This window comes from Actinoplanes sp. KI2 (assembly GCF_025630775.1).
Taxonomy (GTDB): Bacteria; Actinomycetota; Actinomycetes; order Mycobacteriales; family Micromonosporaceae; genus Actinoplanes.
In genome coordinates, this window is record NZ_JAOSZE010000018.1 from 27696 (window position 1) to 44402 (window position 16707).

Below are 16707 nucleotides of genomic sequence, written 5' to 3' on the forward strand. Positions count from 1 at the left end.
TCAGGAGTACCCAACCGTCGCAACCGTCAAGACGCCTCCCACCATCGCATTACGCGCAGCGCCCGGGCGGTGTTCCAGCGGCTGGCGCCGGGCTCCTCCAGCCGGAAGAACTGCTTCCCGGCGTATCCGGTGTACGTCGACCAGCGCCCGTCCCGCCGTCGCGCCCGGCGCACCACCTCGATCGCGTCCGCCAGCCGCTCGTCCCGCTCGCCGGCGTCGGCGAAGTGTTCGAGCCCGCGCAGCACGTCGAAGTGCCACTCGGGAAACGCCGGAAATTTCGTACTCGCCGGAATTGCCACCGCCCCGGTGCGGTGCGACCGGTAGAGCCGGTGCCGCAGGAAGAACGCGTGCCCCCGCCCGATCGCCGCGTCCACGCCGACCGTCCCGCCCGCGCGGCGGTAGGCGTCGAGCGCCTCGAGCGCCTGGATGCTGGTGTGGAACGAGCCGTGCATCGCCCGGTTGCCGTGCGACTTGCAGTTCCACCCGCCGTCGTCGAGCTGCTCTCCGGCCAGATGCTCGACCAGCCCGTCCAGCCGGTCGGCGTCATACCGGAAAGCGCTGGTCAGCCGCACCACGATCCCGGCGATGCAGGTTTCCGGCACCCGCCAGCCCCGCTGCCACGCCCAGAGCCGCTCGCACCCGCGCAGCGCCGCGTCATGCCGCTCCGGCAGTCCCAGCCAGAGCAGATGCAGCAGCGTGTACGTCGTGGACGTCCACTTGGGGGAGTAGACCCCCTCGCCCCAGCCGCCGTCGTCCCGCTGCTCCGCGAGCAGTCGCGCTCCCCACCCCTGAGCGGCGACGCGCCCGCGCTCCCGAGCCACCTCGTCGTCGCCGGCGCCGGTCAGGTCGCGCAGCACCCGCCAGCGCACCGCCGGATCGCCGTCGAGCAGCCATTCCCGAACGTCATCGTCCACGGTGTCACTACTACCAGCTGCGGCTCATCCAGATCGAGTCCTCCGCCTCGAAGCCGCCGCGCCGATAGAACGCCCGGGCCCGCTCGTTGTGCGCCTCGGTCTCCAGGAACATCGCCGAAGCCCCGGCCGCGGCCGCCGCCTCGACCAGCGCCGCCAGCGCCCTGCCGCCCAGCCCGCGCCCCGGCGTCCGCACGTAGATCTCGTCGAGCAGGCACTCGCGGCCGCCCGACTCGAGCGACCAGCCCCAGGTCAGCACGGCGTACCCGGCGAGCTCCCCGCCCGGGTCCCGAATCAGCCAGACCTGCCCGTGGCGGTCGTCGGCCAGCAGCGGCCGCAGCCCGGCAAGCACCCGCTCCCGCTCGAAGGGGTGCCGATCCACCTCGCAGAACTCCCGGACCAGGGGCAGCAGCAGACTCTCGTCCACCGCACCGGCTCGCACGATCACGCCGTCCACGTCCGGATCATAGAACCGGGGGCGGTCACACCGGAGGGGGCTGCGGTGTGACCGCCCGGAACGACCCGAGGAGCCGCAGGGTGCGGTCTTCACCTCAGCAGGTGCTGGCGGTCAGCCGAATCTTGTAGATCGGCGTCCAATTGACGTCCGTGTCGTAATGCGCCTCGGGTGTCTGCCCGGCGATGCATTCCACCTGGACGTCGCTGCCGTTGTAGAGCCGCATCGCCGCGCCGCCGGTCTGGTCGTTCATTGCGGTGTCCGTGCCGAACCAGTTGCTCAGGCTGTAGGTGCCGTAGTTGTAGAACTTGAAGACGTACCACCCGCTGCCGTAGGGGACCGACGCGCAGGCGTAGCCCGACTCGCAGGTGAAGCCCCAGGTCGAGTGGTACACGCGGGAGGCCGCCGCCGGTGACGTGGTCGGCGCCGACGCGGCCTGCGCGGGCGCGGGAGCGACGACCGCGGTCGCCAGTGCACTCAGGATACTGGCCACGCCGAGGTAGGAAATTCTGCGTTTCACGATTCCTCCGGTCAGAATGCGGTGAGCAATTCCCGGCAAGAGGAACACCGATCCACAATGGCCGGTACCTGAAAGCTTCCAGGTACCGTTCAGCCCTTGATGGCGCCGGCGGTCATGCCGGCGACGATCTGGCGGTTGAAGAACAGGAACATGACCAGGGGCGGGATCGTGATCAGCAGGATGTTCATGAAGAGCAGGTTGTACTGCGTGTTGTACTGGCTCGCGAAGTTGTAGAGCGTCAGCTGCACCGTCGCGTTCTGATCGCCCGGCAGGAAGTACAGCGGGTTCGTGAAGTCGTTGAACACGAAGACCGACTGCACCACCACCGAGGTGATGATGACCGGCTTGAGCAGCGGCAGGATCACCCGGAAGAACAGCCGCGCCGGGCCGGCGCCGTCGATGATCGCCGCCTCGTCGAGCTCCCGCGGGATCGTGCCGATGAAGGCCCGGAACAGCAGGATCACGAAGGCCAGGCCGAACGCCACCTCGACCAGGATCAGGCCGGGCATCGTCCGGAACAGGCCGAGCTTCTGCAGCACCCAGATCGTCGGCACCACCGCGGGCGGGATGATCAGGCCGGCCAGCACCAAGGCGTTGATCAGCCCGTTCCACCGGCTGCGTCGGCGCTGCAGTACGAACGCCACCATCGCCCCGAAGACCACCATCAGCGTCACGCTCGCCACGGTCAGGATGGTGCTGTTGATGAACGCGATGATGAGCATGTAGTCGCGAGCCTGGAGCACCTCGACGAAGTTCTGCACCAGGCGGAACTGGTGCGGCCAGGAGAAGTCGAGCAGCGACGCCTGCTGCCGGTCCTTGACCGCGGTCAGCACGACGAACGCGAACGGGACCAGGAAGACGATCACCGAGAGCACGATCGCCAAGGAGCTGAGCAGGTAGTTCTTGCGGCGCCGCGAGGTCAGCACGGTCACAGCTCGACCTCCTTGCGGTTCAGGAACCGGGACAACGGCAGCACGATCGCCGTCACCACGAGGAACAGCACCACGTTGCCGGCGGTGGACAGGCCGTAGAAGCCGGCCTGGTACTGCTTGTAGATCACCGACGCGATCACGTCGGAGGTGAAGCCGGGGCCGCCCCGGGTCATCGCCCAGATCAGGTCGAACGAGCGCAGGCCGCCGATCAGCGACAGCGTGATCACGGTGACCGTCGCGGGCCGGGCCAGCGGCAGCACGATGTGCCGGAAGTTCGCCCAGGCGCCCGCGCCGTCGACTCGGGCCGCCTCGAAGTACTCCTGCGGGATCGAGACGATGCCGGCGATGTAGATCAGCGTCGCCAGGCCCACACCCTTCCAGACGTCGACGAGGGCGACCGACAGCAGCGCGTACGAGGGATCGGTCAGCCAGCCCGGCCCCTGGACGCCGAGCACGGCCAGGGACTGGTTGATCAGGCCCTTCTCCGGGTTCATCAGGACCGTGAAGGTCAGGCCGACGCCGATCGTGGAGACCAGCACCGGGAAGAACACGACCGAGCGCAGGTAGCCCCGGGCGAGGATCTGCGAGGTGAGCAGCATCGCCAGCAGCAGGCCGAGGACGACCTTCAGCCCCGAGGTGACCACCGCGTAGATCAGGGTGTGCCACAGGCTGGTGACGAGCGCCGGCTCCTTGAAGAACGTCACGTAGTTGCCGAACCCGATGAACTTCGAGTCGAAGATGCTCCACCGGGTGAGGCTGAAGTAGAACGCGATGACGGTCGGCACGATGAAGAGCACGCCGTAGATCACGGCGGCCGGGAGATAGAACCAGGTGGGGTACGGGCTCCTGGCCCGTACCCGGCCCGCCGAGGAGACTTCGGTCCCGGCGGACCGGGTCACGGTGGTGGTTGCCACGGGCTGCTCTCCTACCAGCCCGGCAGCCCGAGCTGCTGGGCCTGCTTCTTCACGTCCTCGTCGTACTGCTTGGCGCCGGCGTCGGCCTTGCTGATGCCGGAGCCGACCTCGACGCAGATCTGCTCGAGCGCCGGGCCCTTGACCGGGGAGAGGAACTCGAGCGCGAGGCTGGAGTTGCCGCCGTCGATGTAGGTCTGCATGTCCTTGACCGCCTGCGGCACCGAGTCCGGCAGGGTGCAACCCTTGACCGCGTACGGGCCGGTCGGCTCGGTGGCCGTGGTCTGCGAGGTGCAGCCGTCCGGGGTGGCGATGTAGGCGACGAACTTCTTGGCCGCGTCCAGCTTGGCGCCGGTCGTCGTCTTCGGGATGTAGACGCCGCCCGGCGCCCAGACCGTCAGGTTGTTCTTCGCCGCGTCGGCGCCGGGTATCGCGAACAGGCCGATCCTGTTCCCGGTGCCCGGGTTGTCGGCGATCAGCTGGCTGAGCAGCGCCGAGAGGATCGGGTACTGGGCGCCCTTGCCCTGGGCGAGGTAGCGCAGCGCGTCGGGGAGCTTGGCCGAGGCGAAGTCCTTGTTCTGGTAGCCGAGGTCGTGCACCTGCTGCAGGTGCTGGAAGCCGGCCAGCGCGGCCGGCGTGGTCGCGTACTTGGCCTGGTTGGCCGTGTACTTCTCGGCGAACTGCGGGTCGGCGGCGAGCACGTTGGCGAAGTCGCCCAGCACGAACAGCTGCGAGGTCCACGTCTCGCCGTACGACTGGATCACCGGGTCGACGCCCGCGGCCTTGATCTTCTTGCTGTTGGCGATGAAGTCGTCCCAGATCTTGGGCACCTGCAGACCGAGCTTCGCGTACACGTCTTTGTTGTAGAGGATCGCGCCGGCCATGAAGCCACCCATCGGCACGCCGTAGACCTTGCCGTTCGAGGTGACCGTGGTGGCGAAGTTCTTGTCCAGGCTGCCGATGTGCTGGCTGTCGTCGTACGGAACGAGGTTCTTCTCCGGCGCGAGGGCTTGGAACAGCGAACCCGAGTTGTAGGCGAAGACGTCGCTCATGTCGCCGGTCGACAGCCGGGTCTTGACCAGGTTGTCGCCGTCGGTGCCCTGCGGCCGGGTCTCCACCTTGACCTCGATGGTCGGGTTCTTCGCGGTGAAGTCCTTCACCAGCTGGTTCGCGACCTTGACGGTCTCCTGCCCGTTGTCCACCAGGTAGTTGATCGTGACCTTGCCGCCGCTGGAGTCGCTGGAGCCGAGGCTGCCGGCGCTGCACCCGGCGAGCGCCATCGAGCCGGCCGCGAGCAGGGCGATCGCTATGTGGGGTGTTCTCATCTCAATTTCCTCCGGGGGAGTAGAGGGCGCGCATCCGATCGGCGCCCGGGATGAATCCGTCCGCGGTGGCGGCGTCGACGACCGACGCCGCCGGCGCGTCGAAGAAGCGTGCGAGCCGGTCGGCGAGCACGGCCTCGTCGGCCGCCACCCCCGACTCGGTTGCGGCGGCGACCAGCCGGTCCCAGCTGGGTGCGTGGTCCATCAGCTGCCGGATCGAGAGCTCCGCGGGCAGATCAACCGCTTGCGCGTACGGGTCGGGGACGCGCCATTCGTGCCGCCCGTGGCGTACCTCCCGGTCGTGGTCCTCGCCGGGCACCCGGACGACGGCCGAGGCACCCACCGGAACCACGACGGTGAGGTGGAGCTCGCCGCCCGATCGCTGCCAGGCGACCGACGCCTCCCCGTAGGGCGTCAGGTGCCGGGCGGCGGCCCGGGACAGCCGGGCGTTCGGCAGCGGCCGCACCTCGATCAGCTGGTAGCCGGGCGCGCCCGGGGCCAGGCCCGCGACCCGCCGGTGCAGCCAGTCGGCGACCGCGCCGAGCGCGTAGTGGTTGAACGAGGTCATCTCGCCCGGGTTGATCGAGCCGTCCGGCAGCATGCTGTCCCACCGCTCCCAGACGGTGGTCGCACCCATCGTCACCGGGTACAGCCAGGACGGGCAGCCGGTCTGCAGCAGCAGCCGGTACGCGAGGTCGTCGTGCCCGGTGTCGGCCAGCGCGTCGGTCATCAGCGGCGTGCCGACGAACCCGGTGCTGATCCGGAACCCGGCGGCCCGCACCAGGTCGGCGAGCCGCTCGCCCGCGTTCACCCGCTGCCCGGCGTCCGGGAGCAACGCCCACTGCAGGGCGAGCGCGTACGTGGTGGCCGCGTCGCCGAGCACCCGGCCGCCGGGCGTGACGTACTCCCGGGCGAACGCCTGCCGCACCCGGGCGGCCAGCTCCCCGTACTCGCGGGCGGTGTCCGGGTCGCCGGCCACCTCGGCGGCGAGCGAGACGATCTCGGCGCTGCGCGCGAGGTGCGCGGTGGCGATGACGTCCGGGTCGGCCTTGGCCCGGAACGGGTCCTCGGGCGGGGCGGCCGGGTCGAGCCAGTCGCCGAACTGGAAGCCGCCCGACCACAGCAGGTCCGGCCCGGCCAGCGCGGCCATCCGGTCGACCCAGCCGCGCATGCTGGGCAGCTGCCGTTCGAGCAGGTCCCGGTCGCCGGTGCGGCGGTAGAGCACCCAGGGCACGATGGTGGCCGCGTCGCCCCAGGCCGCGGTCGCCGGGCCGGGCCGGCGGATGACGTCCGGGATCACGTACGGGACGGAGCCGTCCTTCTGCTGCTCGGCGGCGAGGTCGGCGAGCCAGCCGCCGAGGAAGCCCGCGGTGTCGAACAGGAAGCTTGCGGTGGGCGAGAAGACCTGGATGTCGCCGGTCCAGCCGAGCCGCTCGTCGCGCTGCGGGCAGTCGGTGGGCACGTCGACGAAGTTGCCGCGCATCCCCCAGACGACGTTCTCGTGGAAGCGGTCGAGCAACTCGTGGTCGCTCTCGAACCATCCGGTCCGCCGCAGGTCGGTGCCGACCACGACGGCCTCGGCGTCCGCGCGCTCGACGGTCGTGCCGGTCACCTCGGCGTACCGGAAGCCGTGGAAGGTGAGCTCGGGCTCGAGGACGGTCTCGGCCGGCCCGGCCAGCAGGTAGGTGTCGGTGGCCCGCGCCGTGCGCAGGGGGCGGACGCCCAGTTCGCCGTGCTCGAGGACCTCGGCGTGGCGGATGGTGATCTCGTCGCCGGGAGCGCCGCCGCGGACTCGCAGGCGGACCCGGCCGACCAGGTTCTGGCCGAAGTCGACAAGCGTCCTGCCGCTCGGCGACCTGGTCACCGCCACCGCCGGGACGACCTGGGTGATGCGGACGGGCGGCCCGTCCGGGGCGACCAGCAGGGCCAGGTCGGCGTCGAGCACGTCCACGGCGCCCGCCGGCCCGGGTGCGCGACGCAGATCGGTGCGCTGGCCGTCGTAGAGGTCGTCGGCCACGATGCGGCTCGCCCGGGCGGTCCACGAGCCGTCGGTGGCGAGCACGTGCACCGTGCCGTCGGCGGTGGTCGCCTCCAACTGGGCCAGGGCGGCGAGCCGGTCGCCGTAGACCGCGTGTCGTCCCTGGAAACCGAGCCGGCCGCGGAACCAGCCGTTGCCGAGCAGGATCTCCAGGCGGTTCGGGCCGGCCGTGACCAGGTCGGTGACGTCGTACGTCTGGTAGCGCAGCCGGTGCTGGTAGGCCGTCCAGCCCGGGGTCAGCTGCTGGTCGCCGACCCGCTTGCCGTTCAGGCTCGCGACGTAGAGGCCGTGCGCCGTCGCGTACAGCCGGGCCTTGACGATGTCGCCGGGGAGCACCACCTCGGCGGCCAGCAGCGGGGCCGGGTCGCCGATCCCGGCGTTGTCGCGGGGGCTGATCGGGCGGGCGGTCCAGTCGGCGGCGGTGAGCGGGCCGGCCTCGACCACGCCGGGGGCGGACCACTCGCTCCACGAGGTGGCGTCGCCGACCCGGACCCGTACCGAGGCTTGCTCCTTGGCCCGCAGCGGCTCGCCCGGCCAGGGAACCAGGATCTGCTCGCCGGAGGCGGCGGACCGCACCTCGGGGGCGGCCGCGCCGCGGCTGATCTCGATCTCGTAGCGGGCCTGCGCCCAGTCCGGTGGCGCGGCCGGGACCTGCCAGGACAGGCGCGGGGTCGCGGTGCCGATGCCGAGCACCGGGCGGTCGGCCGGATGGTGGTCGAAGCGAAGGTCGGTCGGTGCGGCGAGCTCGGGCATGACACTCCAGGGGGTGAAACGATTCAAGAACCGGCCCGAGCGGGCCGATCGCAAAGTTTCGGCTTGATGGCGGGGACGTTTCGCCTGCACCCGATCCTGCGGCGTGGCGTGCGTCACGACATAGCCCGATGTGCACCGGAGGTAGCACGAAATTCACCTGGGTCTTACCGTGGGGCATGGACGTGGACGTCTTCCCGATCGAGCAGACCCGCACGTTGCTGCATATCATCGACGGGTCGCTGACGTTCGCGGGGCACTACGTGCACGAGGACGTGCACCCGATCCACACCCACAGCTTCGTCGAGATCGCCGTGGTGATCGGCGGCGAGGGCGCCCAGCGCAGCCTGGCCGGGCGCACGCCGCTCGAGGTCGGCGACGTGCTGGTGCTGCGGCCCGGCGTCTGGCACGGGTACGAGGACTGCCGCGGGCTCGACCTGTACAACTGCGGGTTCTCCACCGAGCTGCTGCGCCGCGAGCTGGCCTGGACCAGGCAGGACCCGCAGCTCGGCCACCTGCTCTGGACCGGGCCGTACGCCGAGCAGCGTCGCGGCATCCTGACCGGGCACCTGGCGAAGCCGGCCTACGACGAGTGCGTCGAGCATCTCGAGCGGCTGCACGACCTGCGCGGCGTCGAGGTCGCCACCCACCGCGGCGACCTGATCGGGCGGCTCACCCTGTTCCTGAGCTGCCTGGCCCGCGCGCTCGCCCCGGCCGGCGCACCCGGCTCGGAGATCCATCCGGCCGTGCTCGAAGGCATGCGGATCATGGAGGAGCGGCCGGCGTACCACTGGACGCTGCCGTCGCTCGCCGCCGAGCTGCACCTCGCGCCCGGCTACCTGGTGCGGCTGTTCAAGTCGGCGACCGGGCTGCCGCCGATGGCGTACCTCTCCCGGCACCGCGTCGAGCTGGCCGCGAACCGGCTGCTGCACACCGACCAGCCGATCAACCGGATCGGCGAGTCGGTCGGCTGGCCCGACCAGAACTACTTCGCCCGGCGTTTCAAGTCGCACTACGGTCTGAGCGCCTCGACGTATCGGGCGAGGTTCACCCGGCGGATGGGTTTGCCGAAAGCGGCCGAGGGGTAGATAGCCCTCAATTTTTCCGGCTCCCAGTTCCGGCTTCCGGTTTCCGGCTTCCGGTTTCCGGCTCCCGGCTCCGGCTTTCCGGTGGAGGCAACCATGGGCACCGACCTTGCGCCCGGCGGAACACAGCGCCGCCGGGCCGCCATCGCCAGCACCGTCGGCACCACCATCGAGTGGTACGACTTCTTCCTCTACAACACGGCCGCGTCACTGATTTTCCCGGCCCTGTTCTTCCCCAAGCAGGCGGCCTTCACCGGCATCCTGCTGTCGTTCGGCACGCAGTTCGTCGGCTTCGCCGCGCGGCCGGTCGGCGCGGCGATCTTCGGTCACTACGGCGACCGGATCGGCCGCAAGGCCACGCTGATCGCGACGCTGCTGCTGATGGGCATCGCGACCGCGCTGATCGGGGTGCTGCCCACCTACGCCTCGATCGGGTACGCGGCTCCGGTGCTGCTCACCCTGCTGCGGATTCTGCAGGGCATCGGGGTCGGCGGGGAGTGGGGCGGGTCGGTCCTGCTGTCGATGGAGTGGGGAGCGCGGCGGCGGCGCGGGCTGATGGCCTCGTGGCCGCAGCTGGGCGTGCCGCTCGGGCTGGTGCTGTCCACCGGCGTGGTGCGGCTGATGACCGACTGGACCGGGGCGTCCTTCGACAACTGGGGCTGGCGGATCCCGTTCCTGCTCAGCATCGTGCTGATCGGGGTGGGCCTGTACGTGCGGCTGCGGGTGCTGGAGAGCCCCGAGTTCGAGGCCGTTCGTAAGACGGAGAACATCGTGAAGCGCCCGCTGATCGAGGTGATCCGCACGGAGTGGAAGCAAATTCTAACTTCGGCTTTCGTACGGATGGGGGAACAGGCACCCTTCTACCTCTTCACCAGCTTCGTCCTGACGTACGCCACGAAGCACCTGGATCTGACCCGGGACAAGGTTCTCGACTACATCCTGGTCGCCGCGGCGATCGGCCTGATCTCCGTACCCCTCTTCGGCCATCTATCCGATATATACGGACGGCGCCGCGTCTACGGTACGGGCATCGTGCTGACGGCGCTGTTCGCGTTCCCGTACTTCGGGCTGCTCAACACCAAGGAATCGGTGCTGGTCCTGATCGCGATCGTGGTGTCGCTGATCTTCCACGACATGCAGTACGGTCCGCAGGCGGCGCTGATCGCCGAGGGCTTCGGCACCAACTTGCGGTACTCGGGCGCCGGCCTGGGCTACCAGCTGGCCTCGGTGATCGCCGGCGGCCCGGCCCCGCTGATCGCCACCAAGATCCTTCAGGAGACGAACTCGAGCACCGGCATCAGCTGGTACATCATCGGCTGCTGCGTGCTCGGCTTCGCGGCGCTGCTGCTGATGCCGCGCCGGGCAACCACCCCGGTGGCCGAGAGCGAGGCGGAGCTGCGGCGCTGACCCGACTATGATCACCGCCGATGCGAACGCTGATGATCCGATCCGTGCAGGTCGCCGTGGTGGTGGTGCTGGTGGCCGTGGGCTATCAGGCCTATCGCGCCCAGCGGGAGGCGTCGGCCGCGGCCGCCTCCCTCGGGACGAACCTGGTTCTCGGGCCGGCCGGGATCGCCCGGATCCGGCTGGGCATGACCGCGGCCGAGGCGAGCGCCACCGGCAACATCCGGTACCAGCCGGTCTGGCCCACCGCGGGCGAGCGGAACTGCGCGATCCTGATGACCGAGGACGCGGTCTTCCACTTCTCGCGCACCTTCGGGCTCGCGATCATCACGGCCCCGGATGCGGTGCGGACGCCGGAGGGTATCGGCGCGGGCGCCACCATCGCGCAGGTGCGGGCCGCGTACCCGAAGGTCCACCAGCTCGACGTGGGCACGGCCGATCTGCCGGTGCGGGTGGCCGGCCGGTACGCCGCGCCGGTGCCGGGCAACGCGGCGGCCAGCTACCGCTTCGTCTTCGACGCCGACCGCGTGCGGTTCGTCTCGCTCGTCCTCGACGACCAGGGCGAGGAGTGCACCGCCGGGAAGTGACCACGCCGGCTGCTGGGTCCGCCGGGCGGGCGCCGATCGGGGCCGCTGAAGCCCGGGCCGGTGCCGATCGGGCCCGCTGAAGCCCGAGCCGGCCGGTCAGAGCCGCTGGAGGCCGGGCCGGCCGTCGAGGATCGCGAACGAGCCGAGGGTCCGAATCGGAGAGTTCCGTACGCTGACCGCGTCGACCCCGCGGAAGTCGGCGGTGATCCGCCCGGGCGTGACGTGGGCCCGGGTGTAGCCGCGCCGGTCCGAGTAGAACTTCAGGTGCGGGTTCACGTCCGCGGTCGGGACCGCGGTGGCCGCCGTGCCGTTGCCGCGCGAGGTGATCGAGGTGCAGATCAGCTCGGCGCCGATCGTCGCCGAGCCCGGATCGGCGTAGTCGAGCTTGAGGTTGTTGGCCCAGGCGGTGTGGATGTCGCCGGAAAGCACCACCGGGTTGCGGACGCCGCGCTCGACCCAGCCGCGCTGCAGCCGATCCCGGGCGGCGCGGTATCCGTCCCAGGCGTCCATGTTCCCGCGCCCGTGACTGTCCAGCTGGCCGGCGAAGAACACCTGCTGGCCGATCACGTCCCAGGTGGCCCGATGCTGAGCGAGGCCGTCGAACAGCCACTTCTCCTGCGCGCTCCCGGTCATGGTGCGGCCCGGCAAGGCCGCGTCGGCGCACACCTTCCAGTGGCCGCCGCACGCCTGCGGGTCGCGGTACTGGCGGGTGTCCAGCATGTGGAAGGTGGCCAGCCGCCCCCAGCCGAACCGGCGGTACAGCTGCATGCTCGTACCGGCCGGTTTGCTCATCGGCCGCAGCGGCAGGTGCTCGTAGTAGGCCTGGTAGGCGGCCGTCCGCCGGGTGGTCCACTGCGCGGCGGTCAGCGGCGGGATGTCGTCGAGCCGGTGCCCGCCGGCGTAGTCGTCCTCCACGTCGTGGTCGTCCGACACCACCACCCAGGGCGCGGCGGCGTGCGCGGCCTGCAGATCGGGGTCCACCTTGTACTGTCCGTACCGCCGCCGGTAGTCGGCCAGGGTGAGGATCTCCGGACCCAGGTGCAGGCGCACGTGCCCCGGCTTGGGGCCGCCCTCGTAGATGTAGTCGCCCAGGTGCAGGATCAGGTCCGGCCGCTCGTCGGCCATCCGCCGGTACGCGGTGAAGTAGCCGGCCTCGAAGTTGGCGCACGTCGCGAAGAGCAACACCAGATCGCGTACGGCGGCGTCGGTCGCCGGGGCGGTGCGCGTGCGGCCCACCGGCGAGAGCCGGCCCCGGCTGCGGAACCGGTAGTAGTACTCGCGGCCGGGAGCGAGCCCGCCGGCCACCACGTGCACCGAGTGCGCCTCGTCGTAGCGGGCGACGGCCGTGCCGCTCGCCGTGACGCGGGCGAACGATGCGGTGGCGGACACCTGCCACTCGACCGGGACGTCGGCGCGTGCCATACCGCCGTGACCGTCGGCCGCGATCGGGTCGGTGGCGAGGCGGGTCCAGAGGACCACACTGTCCGGAGCCGGCTCGCCCGAGGCGACGCCGAGGGTGAACGGGTCCGCGTCCCGCCGGGGAGTGGTGATTACGGCGCCGAGGCCGCCGAGAACGAACGTGCGGCGGTTGACCATGTGCACGTTCTCAGGGTAAATCGATATTTATCCGGCGGTGAGGAAACGGGCGATCCCCCGGCGGGCGGCGCTGGTCGCCCCCGCCGGGTCGGCGGCCGCCGGTGCGGCAAGGCTCGGCAGAACGCCGGCGACGGACAGCCCGACCCCGGCGGCGGCGCCACCGGTGAGGATCTGGCGACGAGAGACGGCCATGTTCACGCTCCTGTGCTGGCTCTGTTCGACGTTTTTCGAACCGGAGCCTGGCGGTCCAAGATGGACCGCGGCTGAACGCCGGGTGGCCGACGACTGTTCCCGCGGCGATGTTCCGCACGAAACCCGCACTTCACGGGCCTCTCCGACGTGCCCTGGCCCGCCTGCCTTCCGTGCCCTGTCCCGGCCGCCTTCCGTGCCCTGGCCCGGCTGCCTTCCGTGCCCTGGCCCGCCTGCCTTCCGTGCCCTGGCCCGCCCGCCTTCCGCGACGTGGACGTGCCGGTGCGCCGCCGGGTGCGGCGGGCGGCCCGGTGCCCGGACGGCGGCGGGGACGCCTGCTCGCACGATGGGCGGGCCGGGCGGAGGGCCTAAGCTGTCGCGCGTGGAACTTGGGGGAGGGCTGCGGGCCGGGAGCCGGCTGGGCGAGCGGTACCGGCTGGACCAGCGGATCGGCGCCGGGGGCATGGGCGAGGTGTGGCGGGCCGTCGACGAGCTGCTGAGGCGGATCGTCGCGGTGAAGGTGATGCTGCCGTCGGTGGCGGGGGATCCGGAATTCGGGCGGCGCTTCCTGGCCGAGGCCACGTCGATGGCCCGGGTCAATCACCGGTCGGTGGCGGCGATTCACGACTTCGGGCGCGGGGACGGCTTCGCGTACCTGGTGATGGAGTTCGTCGACGGCGAGTCGCTGGCGCAACGGCTGGGGCGGGTCGGCCGGCTGGATGCGGCCGAGACCATGCGGGTCCTGGCCGAGGCGGCCGACGGGTTGCAGGCCGTGCACCACCAGGGGATCGTGCACCGGGACGTCAAACCGGCCAACGTCCTGCTCCGCCGGGACGGGTCGGTGGTGCTCACCGACTTCGGCATCGCCCGGCACGAGAGCGCCGGGCAGCTGACCGCGTCGGGGGCGATTCTCGGCACGCCCAGCTATCTGTCGCCGGAGCAGGTGCTGGGGCAGCCGGCGACGCCGCTCAGCGACATCTACTCGCTGGGGTTGACCGCCTACGAGTGCCTGGCGGGGGAGAAGCCGTTCGTCGGGGACAACCCGTACGCGGTTGCCCTGCAGCGGCTGCAGTCGGCGCCGCGCACGATCGGTATCACGCTGCCCGCGCCGGTGCTGGCGGTGGTCGAGGGTGCGCTGGCCACCGACCCGGCGCGGCGCTGGCCGACCGCCGCGGCGCTGGCCGACGCGGCCCGCCGCGCCCGGTCCGGGGCCGGCCAGGCTGCGCCGTTCCCCGGATCGGCGCATCCCGGATCGGCGCCGCCAGGATCGGCGCATCCCGGGCCGGCGCATCCCGGGCCGGTGCACCCAGGATCGGCGCACCCAGGATCGGCGCACCCCGGATGGGCGCATCCTGGATCGGCGCCGGGCGCGGCGTCGCAGGGAGCGGCGTCGCAGGGAGCGGCGTTGCCGCCGGCCAAGCCCGGCCGGCGCAAGCTACTCGTCGCGGCCGGGCTCGTCGCCGTTCTGGTCGTCGCGTTCGGGGCGTGGCTGCTCACCCGGGCCAAGCCGGATACCGCCGCGGCCGGCGGGGCGTCGACCGCGGTGGCCGGCGGGGCGCCGAGCGCCGGGGCGAGACCGGCGGTCCCCGTCGGCTTCGTGGCGTGCGGGAAGGGCCTGTGCCCGGCCGAGCCGATGTGCTGGGCCGGCCTCACCGAGGTCAGCGGCAAGGCGTTCGCGCCGCGGCAGGTGGAGTGCACCGCCGACCACTACTGGGAGACCTTCGCCGCGATCGAGTTCCCGGCCGGGGCCGAGCAGCTGCCGCCGGACGACCTGATGAAGCAGGCCGACATCGCCGCCGCGTGCTCGGCCGACGTGCTGGCCGCCCACAGCCGCAGCCCGATCAGGACGAAGTCGTGGCGCCGCGAGGCGTGGCCGATCGACCAGCCCGGCAGCGGCGGCACGCTGCTGCACTGCCTGGCCGGTTCCCCCGACGGGGAGAGCCGGACGCCGATGTTCCGCTGACCCGGCCCCGCGACCCGGCGCCGCGACCCGGCGTCGGGCCTGACCCGGCGTCGCGACCTGACCCGGCGTCGCGACCTGACCCGGCGCCGCGACCTGACCCGGCGCCGCGGCCTCAGGCGGCGCCGCGGACCTGCTGGGCGAGCAACTCCATCGGGAAGTAGGCGCGCAACGCCGTGATCATGTCGTCCTCGAAGTCGTAGACCATGCAGTACGGGACGTTCACCGGTCGCCCGGTCGGCGCGATGCCCATGTAGTCGCCGATGTGGGTGCCCACGAAGTCGGCCTCCAGCGTCGCCTGGCTCGCGCCGGTGAGCAGCGTGCGCACCTTGGGCTCGGCGTCGAACGCCCCGGCGTGCAGCCAGGTGATGGTGTCGCGGACGGCGTCGCGGCCACGTACCAGCTGCGGCGTTCCCATGATTTCGAAGGTGACGTCCGCCGCGAGGTGTCGGGCGAAGTCGCCGCGGGCGAGCAGCGCATCCAGATACGCGTGCATGGTCTTCGCGGTCGTCTCCTGGGACATCGGGAACCTCCTCGGTGATCGGCGCTGATCGGCACGGCCCCCGCAACCATCCAGTCTGTCGCCGCCCGGCGAGGCACGAGGGCGGACGGTCGTTGATCCGACCGTTTTGCGGGGAGTCGGTCAGGCGGACAGGGCGCCGTCCGCGCCGAGCGCCAGGATCACCAGCTCGCCGTGGTGATCGGTTGCGGTCAGGCGGTGGTCGTCGAGGCGGGTGAGCGCCGCGATCCCGTACCCGAACTCGCCGATGACGCGCGGTCCCGCCGGGATGCCGGTCCAGTCGAGGGTCCACGAGTACAGCCGGAAGTCGAACGAGGCCGCCACCACCACCGGCTCGTCGGGGGAGCCGAGCACCTCGACCGCCTTGATCGGCTCCGGTGCGTGCAGCGTGACGCCGAGCTCGACCGTCGAGCCGTCGCCGACCAGCATCACCCGTACGGCCTTGTGGGCCGCCGACACCGCCACCCGGTCGCCGAGCGCCGCGACCGCGGTCACCCTCGTCTCGTGCTCCCACAGCGGGTGCCGGTCGCCGGTGGTCCCGGCGGTCACGATGCGCCCGGTGGCCGCCAGCACCCCGCCGCGGAACGGCGCCGCCGGCTCGGCGGGCGGCATGCCCGGGTCGATCCCGGCGCCGGTGGCCAGGTCGACCAGGTGCGGCCGGCCGCCGAAGGTCGCCGCCGCCACCAGCGACCCGGCGACCGCCAGCGAACGGGGCCAGAGCCGGGCATCGGTGCTGCGCCACTGCGGGCGCCCGGCCGCGTCGAGGGCGACCAGCGCCGGGTCGTACGTCCCCGCGATCAGCGACCCCCCGTCGGCCGACCAGGTGATCCCGCGCAGCGGTGCATCGCCCAGCCGCACCGAGCGGATCGGCAGCAGTCCCGGGTTGAGCAGTTCGAGGGCGCCGTCCTCGCCGGCCAGCGCGAGCGTCGACCCGTCCGGCGACCACGCGCAGTCCTCGACCGCCGCGCCCGGCAGGTAGGTGATGCGGCCCGGGTCGCGCCACAGGTCACGCACGGCCACCAGCCCGTCCGACCCGACGGTCGCGACCAGGCCGTACGGGCTGACGGTCATCCGCACCGCGTCGTCGAGCTCGCCGAGGTAGGTCTCGCCGAAGGCGTTCCACACGGCCGCCCGCGACTCGGCGATCTGGCAGAGCAGATGCTGCCCGTCCGGCATCCAGGCCACCGAGGTGACCGGGCCGGGGTGTCCGGCGAGGACCTTCATCAGCGACGGCGGCCGGTCGTCGACCACGCGCCACACCGCGGCGGTCCCGTCGGCGGAGCCGGTCGCCAGCAGGTCGGCGGCGGCCGGGTTGAAGGCGACCGACAGCACCGCAGCGTTATGGCCGAACTCGGTCACCAGGACCGGCCGTTGCGGGTCCGTGGTGTCCCACACGATCACACTGCGATCGTGCGAACCGCTGGCCAGACGGAGTCCGTCGGCTCGGAAGGCGACACAGCTGATCGGCGCGGCATGCGCCGGTCCCCTCGATCCGACCGTCACCCGAACCATGCTGGACATCGACGGA

15 protein-coding genes are annotated in these 16707 nt (G+C 71.6%); 4 read left to right on the plus strand and 11 right to left on the minus strand.

Annotation, left to right across the window (positions count from 1 at the left end; translation table 11 throughout):
* Positions 1-26: 26 nt before the first annotated feature.
* The 7 genes from ODJ79_RS20040 to ODJ79_RS20070 form a co-directional block, all read right to left on the minus strand.
* A complete protein-coding gene (locus tag ODJ79_RS20040) occupies positions 27-914 on the minus strand; it encodes a hypothetical protein (protein ID WP_263025027.1) in 888 nt (295 codons plus the stop codon).
* A 10-nt stretch (positions 915-924) separates the two neighbouring features.
* Positions 925-1368 carry a GNAT family N-acetyltransferase gene (locus ODJ79_RS20045; protein ID WP_263025028.1) on the minus strand — a complete coding sequence of 148 codons (444 nt, stop codon included), beginning with the start codon at positions 1366-1368 and terminating at the stop codon, positions 925-927.
* A 94-nt stretch (positions 1369-1462) separates the two neighbouring features.
* Positions 1463-1885, minus strand: a complete 423-nt coding sequence (locus ODJ79_RS20050) for a hypothetical protein (protein ID WP_263025029.1) — start codon at positions 1883-1885, stop codon at positions 1463-1465.
* Positions 1886-1974: 89 nt separating this feature from the next.
* A complete protein-coding gene (locus ODJ79_RS20055) occupies positions 1975-2817 on the minus strand; it encodes a carbohydrate ABC transporter permease (protein WP_263025030.1) in 843 nt (280 codons plus the stop codon).
* Positions 2814-3731 (minus strand): carbohydrate ABC transporter permease, encoded by a 918-nt coding sequence (locus tag ODJ79_RS20060; RefSeq protein ID WP_263025031.1) that lies wholly within the window; start codon positions 3729-3731, stop codon positions 2814-2816. Before ODJ79_RS20060 ends, ODJ79_RS20055 begins: the two co-directional genes overlap by 4 nt.
* Before the next feature lie 11 nt (positions 3732-3742).
* Positions 3743-5053 (minus strand): ABC transporter substrate-binding protein, encoded by a 1311-nt coding sequence (locus ODJ79_RS20065; protein ID WP_263025032.1) that lies wholly within the window; start codon positions 5051-5053, stop codon positions 3743-3745.
* 1 nt (position 5054) lies between these two features.
* Positions 5055-7841, minus strand: coding sequence for an alpha-L-rhamnosidase (locus ODJ79_RS20070; RefSeq protein ID WP_263025033.1), 2787 nt, complete (start codon positions 7839-7841; stop codon positions 5055-5057).
* A gap of 176 nt (positions 7842-8017) precedes the next feature.
* Between ODJ79_RS20070 and ODJ79_RS20075 the strand changes: the two genes are divergently transcribed.
* From ODJ79_RS20075 to ODJ79_RS20085, 3 genes are all read left to right on the plus strand, one after another.
* The gene (locus tag ODJ79_RS20075) at positions 8018-8926 is read left to right on the plus strand and encodes an AraC family transcriptional regulator (protein WP_263025034.1); all 909 of its coding nucleotides are present in this window, start codon (positions 8018-8020) and stop codon (positions 8924-8926) included.
* Positions 8927-9019: 93 nt separating this feature from the next.
* Complete coding sequence (locus ODJ79_RS20080; protein WP_263025035.1) at positions 9020-10330, plus strand: MFS transporter; 1311 nt, start codon at positions 9020-9022, stop codon at positions 10328-10330.
* Between the two features lie 20 nt (positions 10331-10350).
* Positions 10351-10914, plus strand: a complete 564-nt coding sequence (locus tag ODJ79_RS20085) for a hypothetical protein (protein WP_263025036.1) — start codon at positions 10351-10353, stop codon at positions 10912-10914.
* 96 nt (positions 10915-11010) lie between these two features.
* On the opposite strand, the gene ODJ79_RS20090 is transcribed toward ODJ79_RS20085, so the two are convergent.
* Together ODJ79_RS20090 and ODJ79_RS20095 are read right to left on the minus strand one after the other, a co-directional pair.
* On the minus strand, positions 11011-12510 hold the full coding sequence (locus ODJ79_RS20090) for an alkaline phosphatase D family protein (RefSeq protein WP_263025161.1): 1500 nt from the start codon (positions 12508-12510) through the stop codon (positions 11011-11013).
* A gap of 27 nt (positions 12511-12537) precedes the next feature.
* Entirely contained in the window at positions 12538-12702 is a 165-nt protein-coding gene (locus ODJ79_RS20095) for a twin-arginine translocation signal domain-containing protein (protein ID WP_263025037.1), read from the minus strand.
* A 379-nt stretch (positions 12703-13081) separates the two neighbouring features.
* Here ODJ79_RS20095 and ODJ79_RS20100 point away from each other — a divergent pair, with 379 nt between their 5' ends.
* Positions 13082-14662 (plus strand): serine/threonine-protein kinase, encoded by a 1581-nt coding sequence (locus ODJ79_RS20100; protein ID WP_263025038.1) that lies wholly within the window; start codon positions 13082-13084, stop codon positions 14660-14662.
* A gap of 112 nt (positions 14663-14774) precedes the next feature.
* Here the strand turns inward: ODJ79_RS20100 and ODJ79_RS20105 are convergent, their stop codons facing one another.
* Together ODJ79_RS20105 and ODJ79_RS20110 are read right to left on the minus strand one after the other, a co-directional pair.
* Positions 14775-15182, minus strand: coding sequence for a nuclear transport factor 2 family protein (locus ODJ79_RS20105; protein WP_263025039.1), 408 nt, complete (start codon positions 15180-15182; stop codon positions 14775-14777).
* A 120-nt stretch (positions 15183-15302) separates the two neighbouring features.
* Positions 15303-16700, minus strand: a complete 1398-nt coding sequence (locus tag ODJ79_RS20110; RefSeq protein WP_317620680.1) for a hypothetical protein — start codon at positions 16698-16700, stop codon at positions 15303-15305.
* Positions 16701-16707: the final 7 nt, after the last annotated feature.

Bases quoted from the DNA above. Each gene is read 5' to 3' on its own strand.
- ODJ79_RS20065 (WP_263025032.1), bottom strand. From the start codon at position 5,053: ATGAGAACACCCCACATAGCGATCGCCCTGCTCGCGGCCGGCTCGATG.
- ODJ79_RS20070 (WP_263025033.1), bottom strand. From the start codon at position 7,841: ATGCCCGAGCTCGCCGCACCGACCGACCTTCGCTTCGACCACCATCCG.
- ODJ79_RS20075 (WP_263025034.1), top strand. From the start codon at position 8,018: ATGGACGTGGACGTCTTCCCGATCGAGCAGACCCGCACGTTGCTGCAT.
- ODJ79_RS20080 (WP_263025035.1), top strand. From the start codon at position 9,020: ATGGGCACCGACCTTGCGCCCGGCGGAACACAGCGCCGCCGGGCCGCC.
- ODJ79_RS20085 (WP_263025036.1), top strand. From the start codon at position 10,351: ATGCGAACGCTGATGATCCGATCCGTGCAGGTCGCCGTGGTGGTGGTG.
- ODJ79_RS20090 (WP_263025161.1), bottom strand. From the start codon at position 12,510: ATGGTCAACCGCCGCACGTTCGTTCTCGGCGGCCTCGGCGCCGTAATC.
- ODJ79_RS20095 (WP_263025037.1), bottom strand. From the start codon at position 12,702: ATGGCCGTCTCTCGTCGCCAGATCCTCACCGGTGGCGCCGCCGCCGGG.
- ODJ79_RS20105 (WP_263025039.1), bottom strand. From the start codon at position 15,182: ATGTCCCAGGAGACGACCGCGAAGACCATGCACGCGTATCTGGATGCG.
- ODJ79_RS20110 (WP_317620680.1), bottom strand. From the start codon at position 16,700: ATGTCCAGCATGGTTCGGGTGACGGTCGGATCGAGGGGACCGGCGCAT.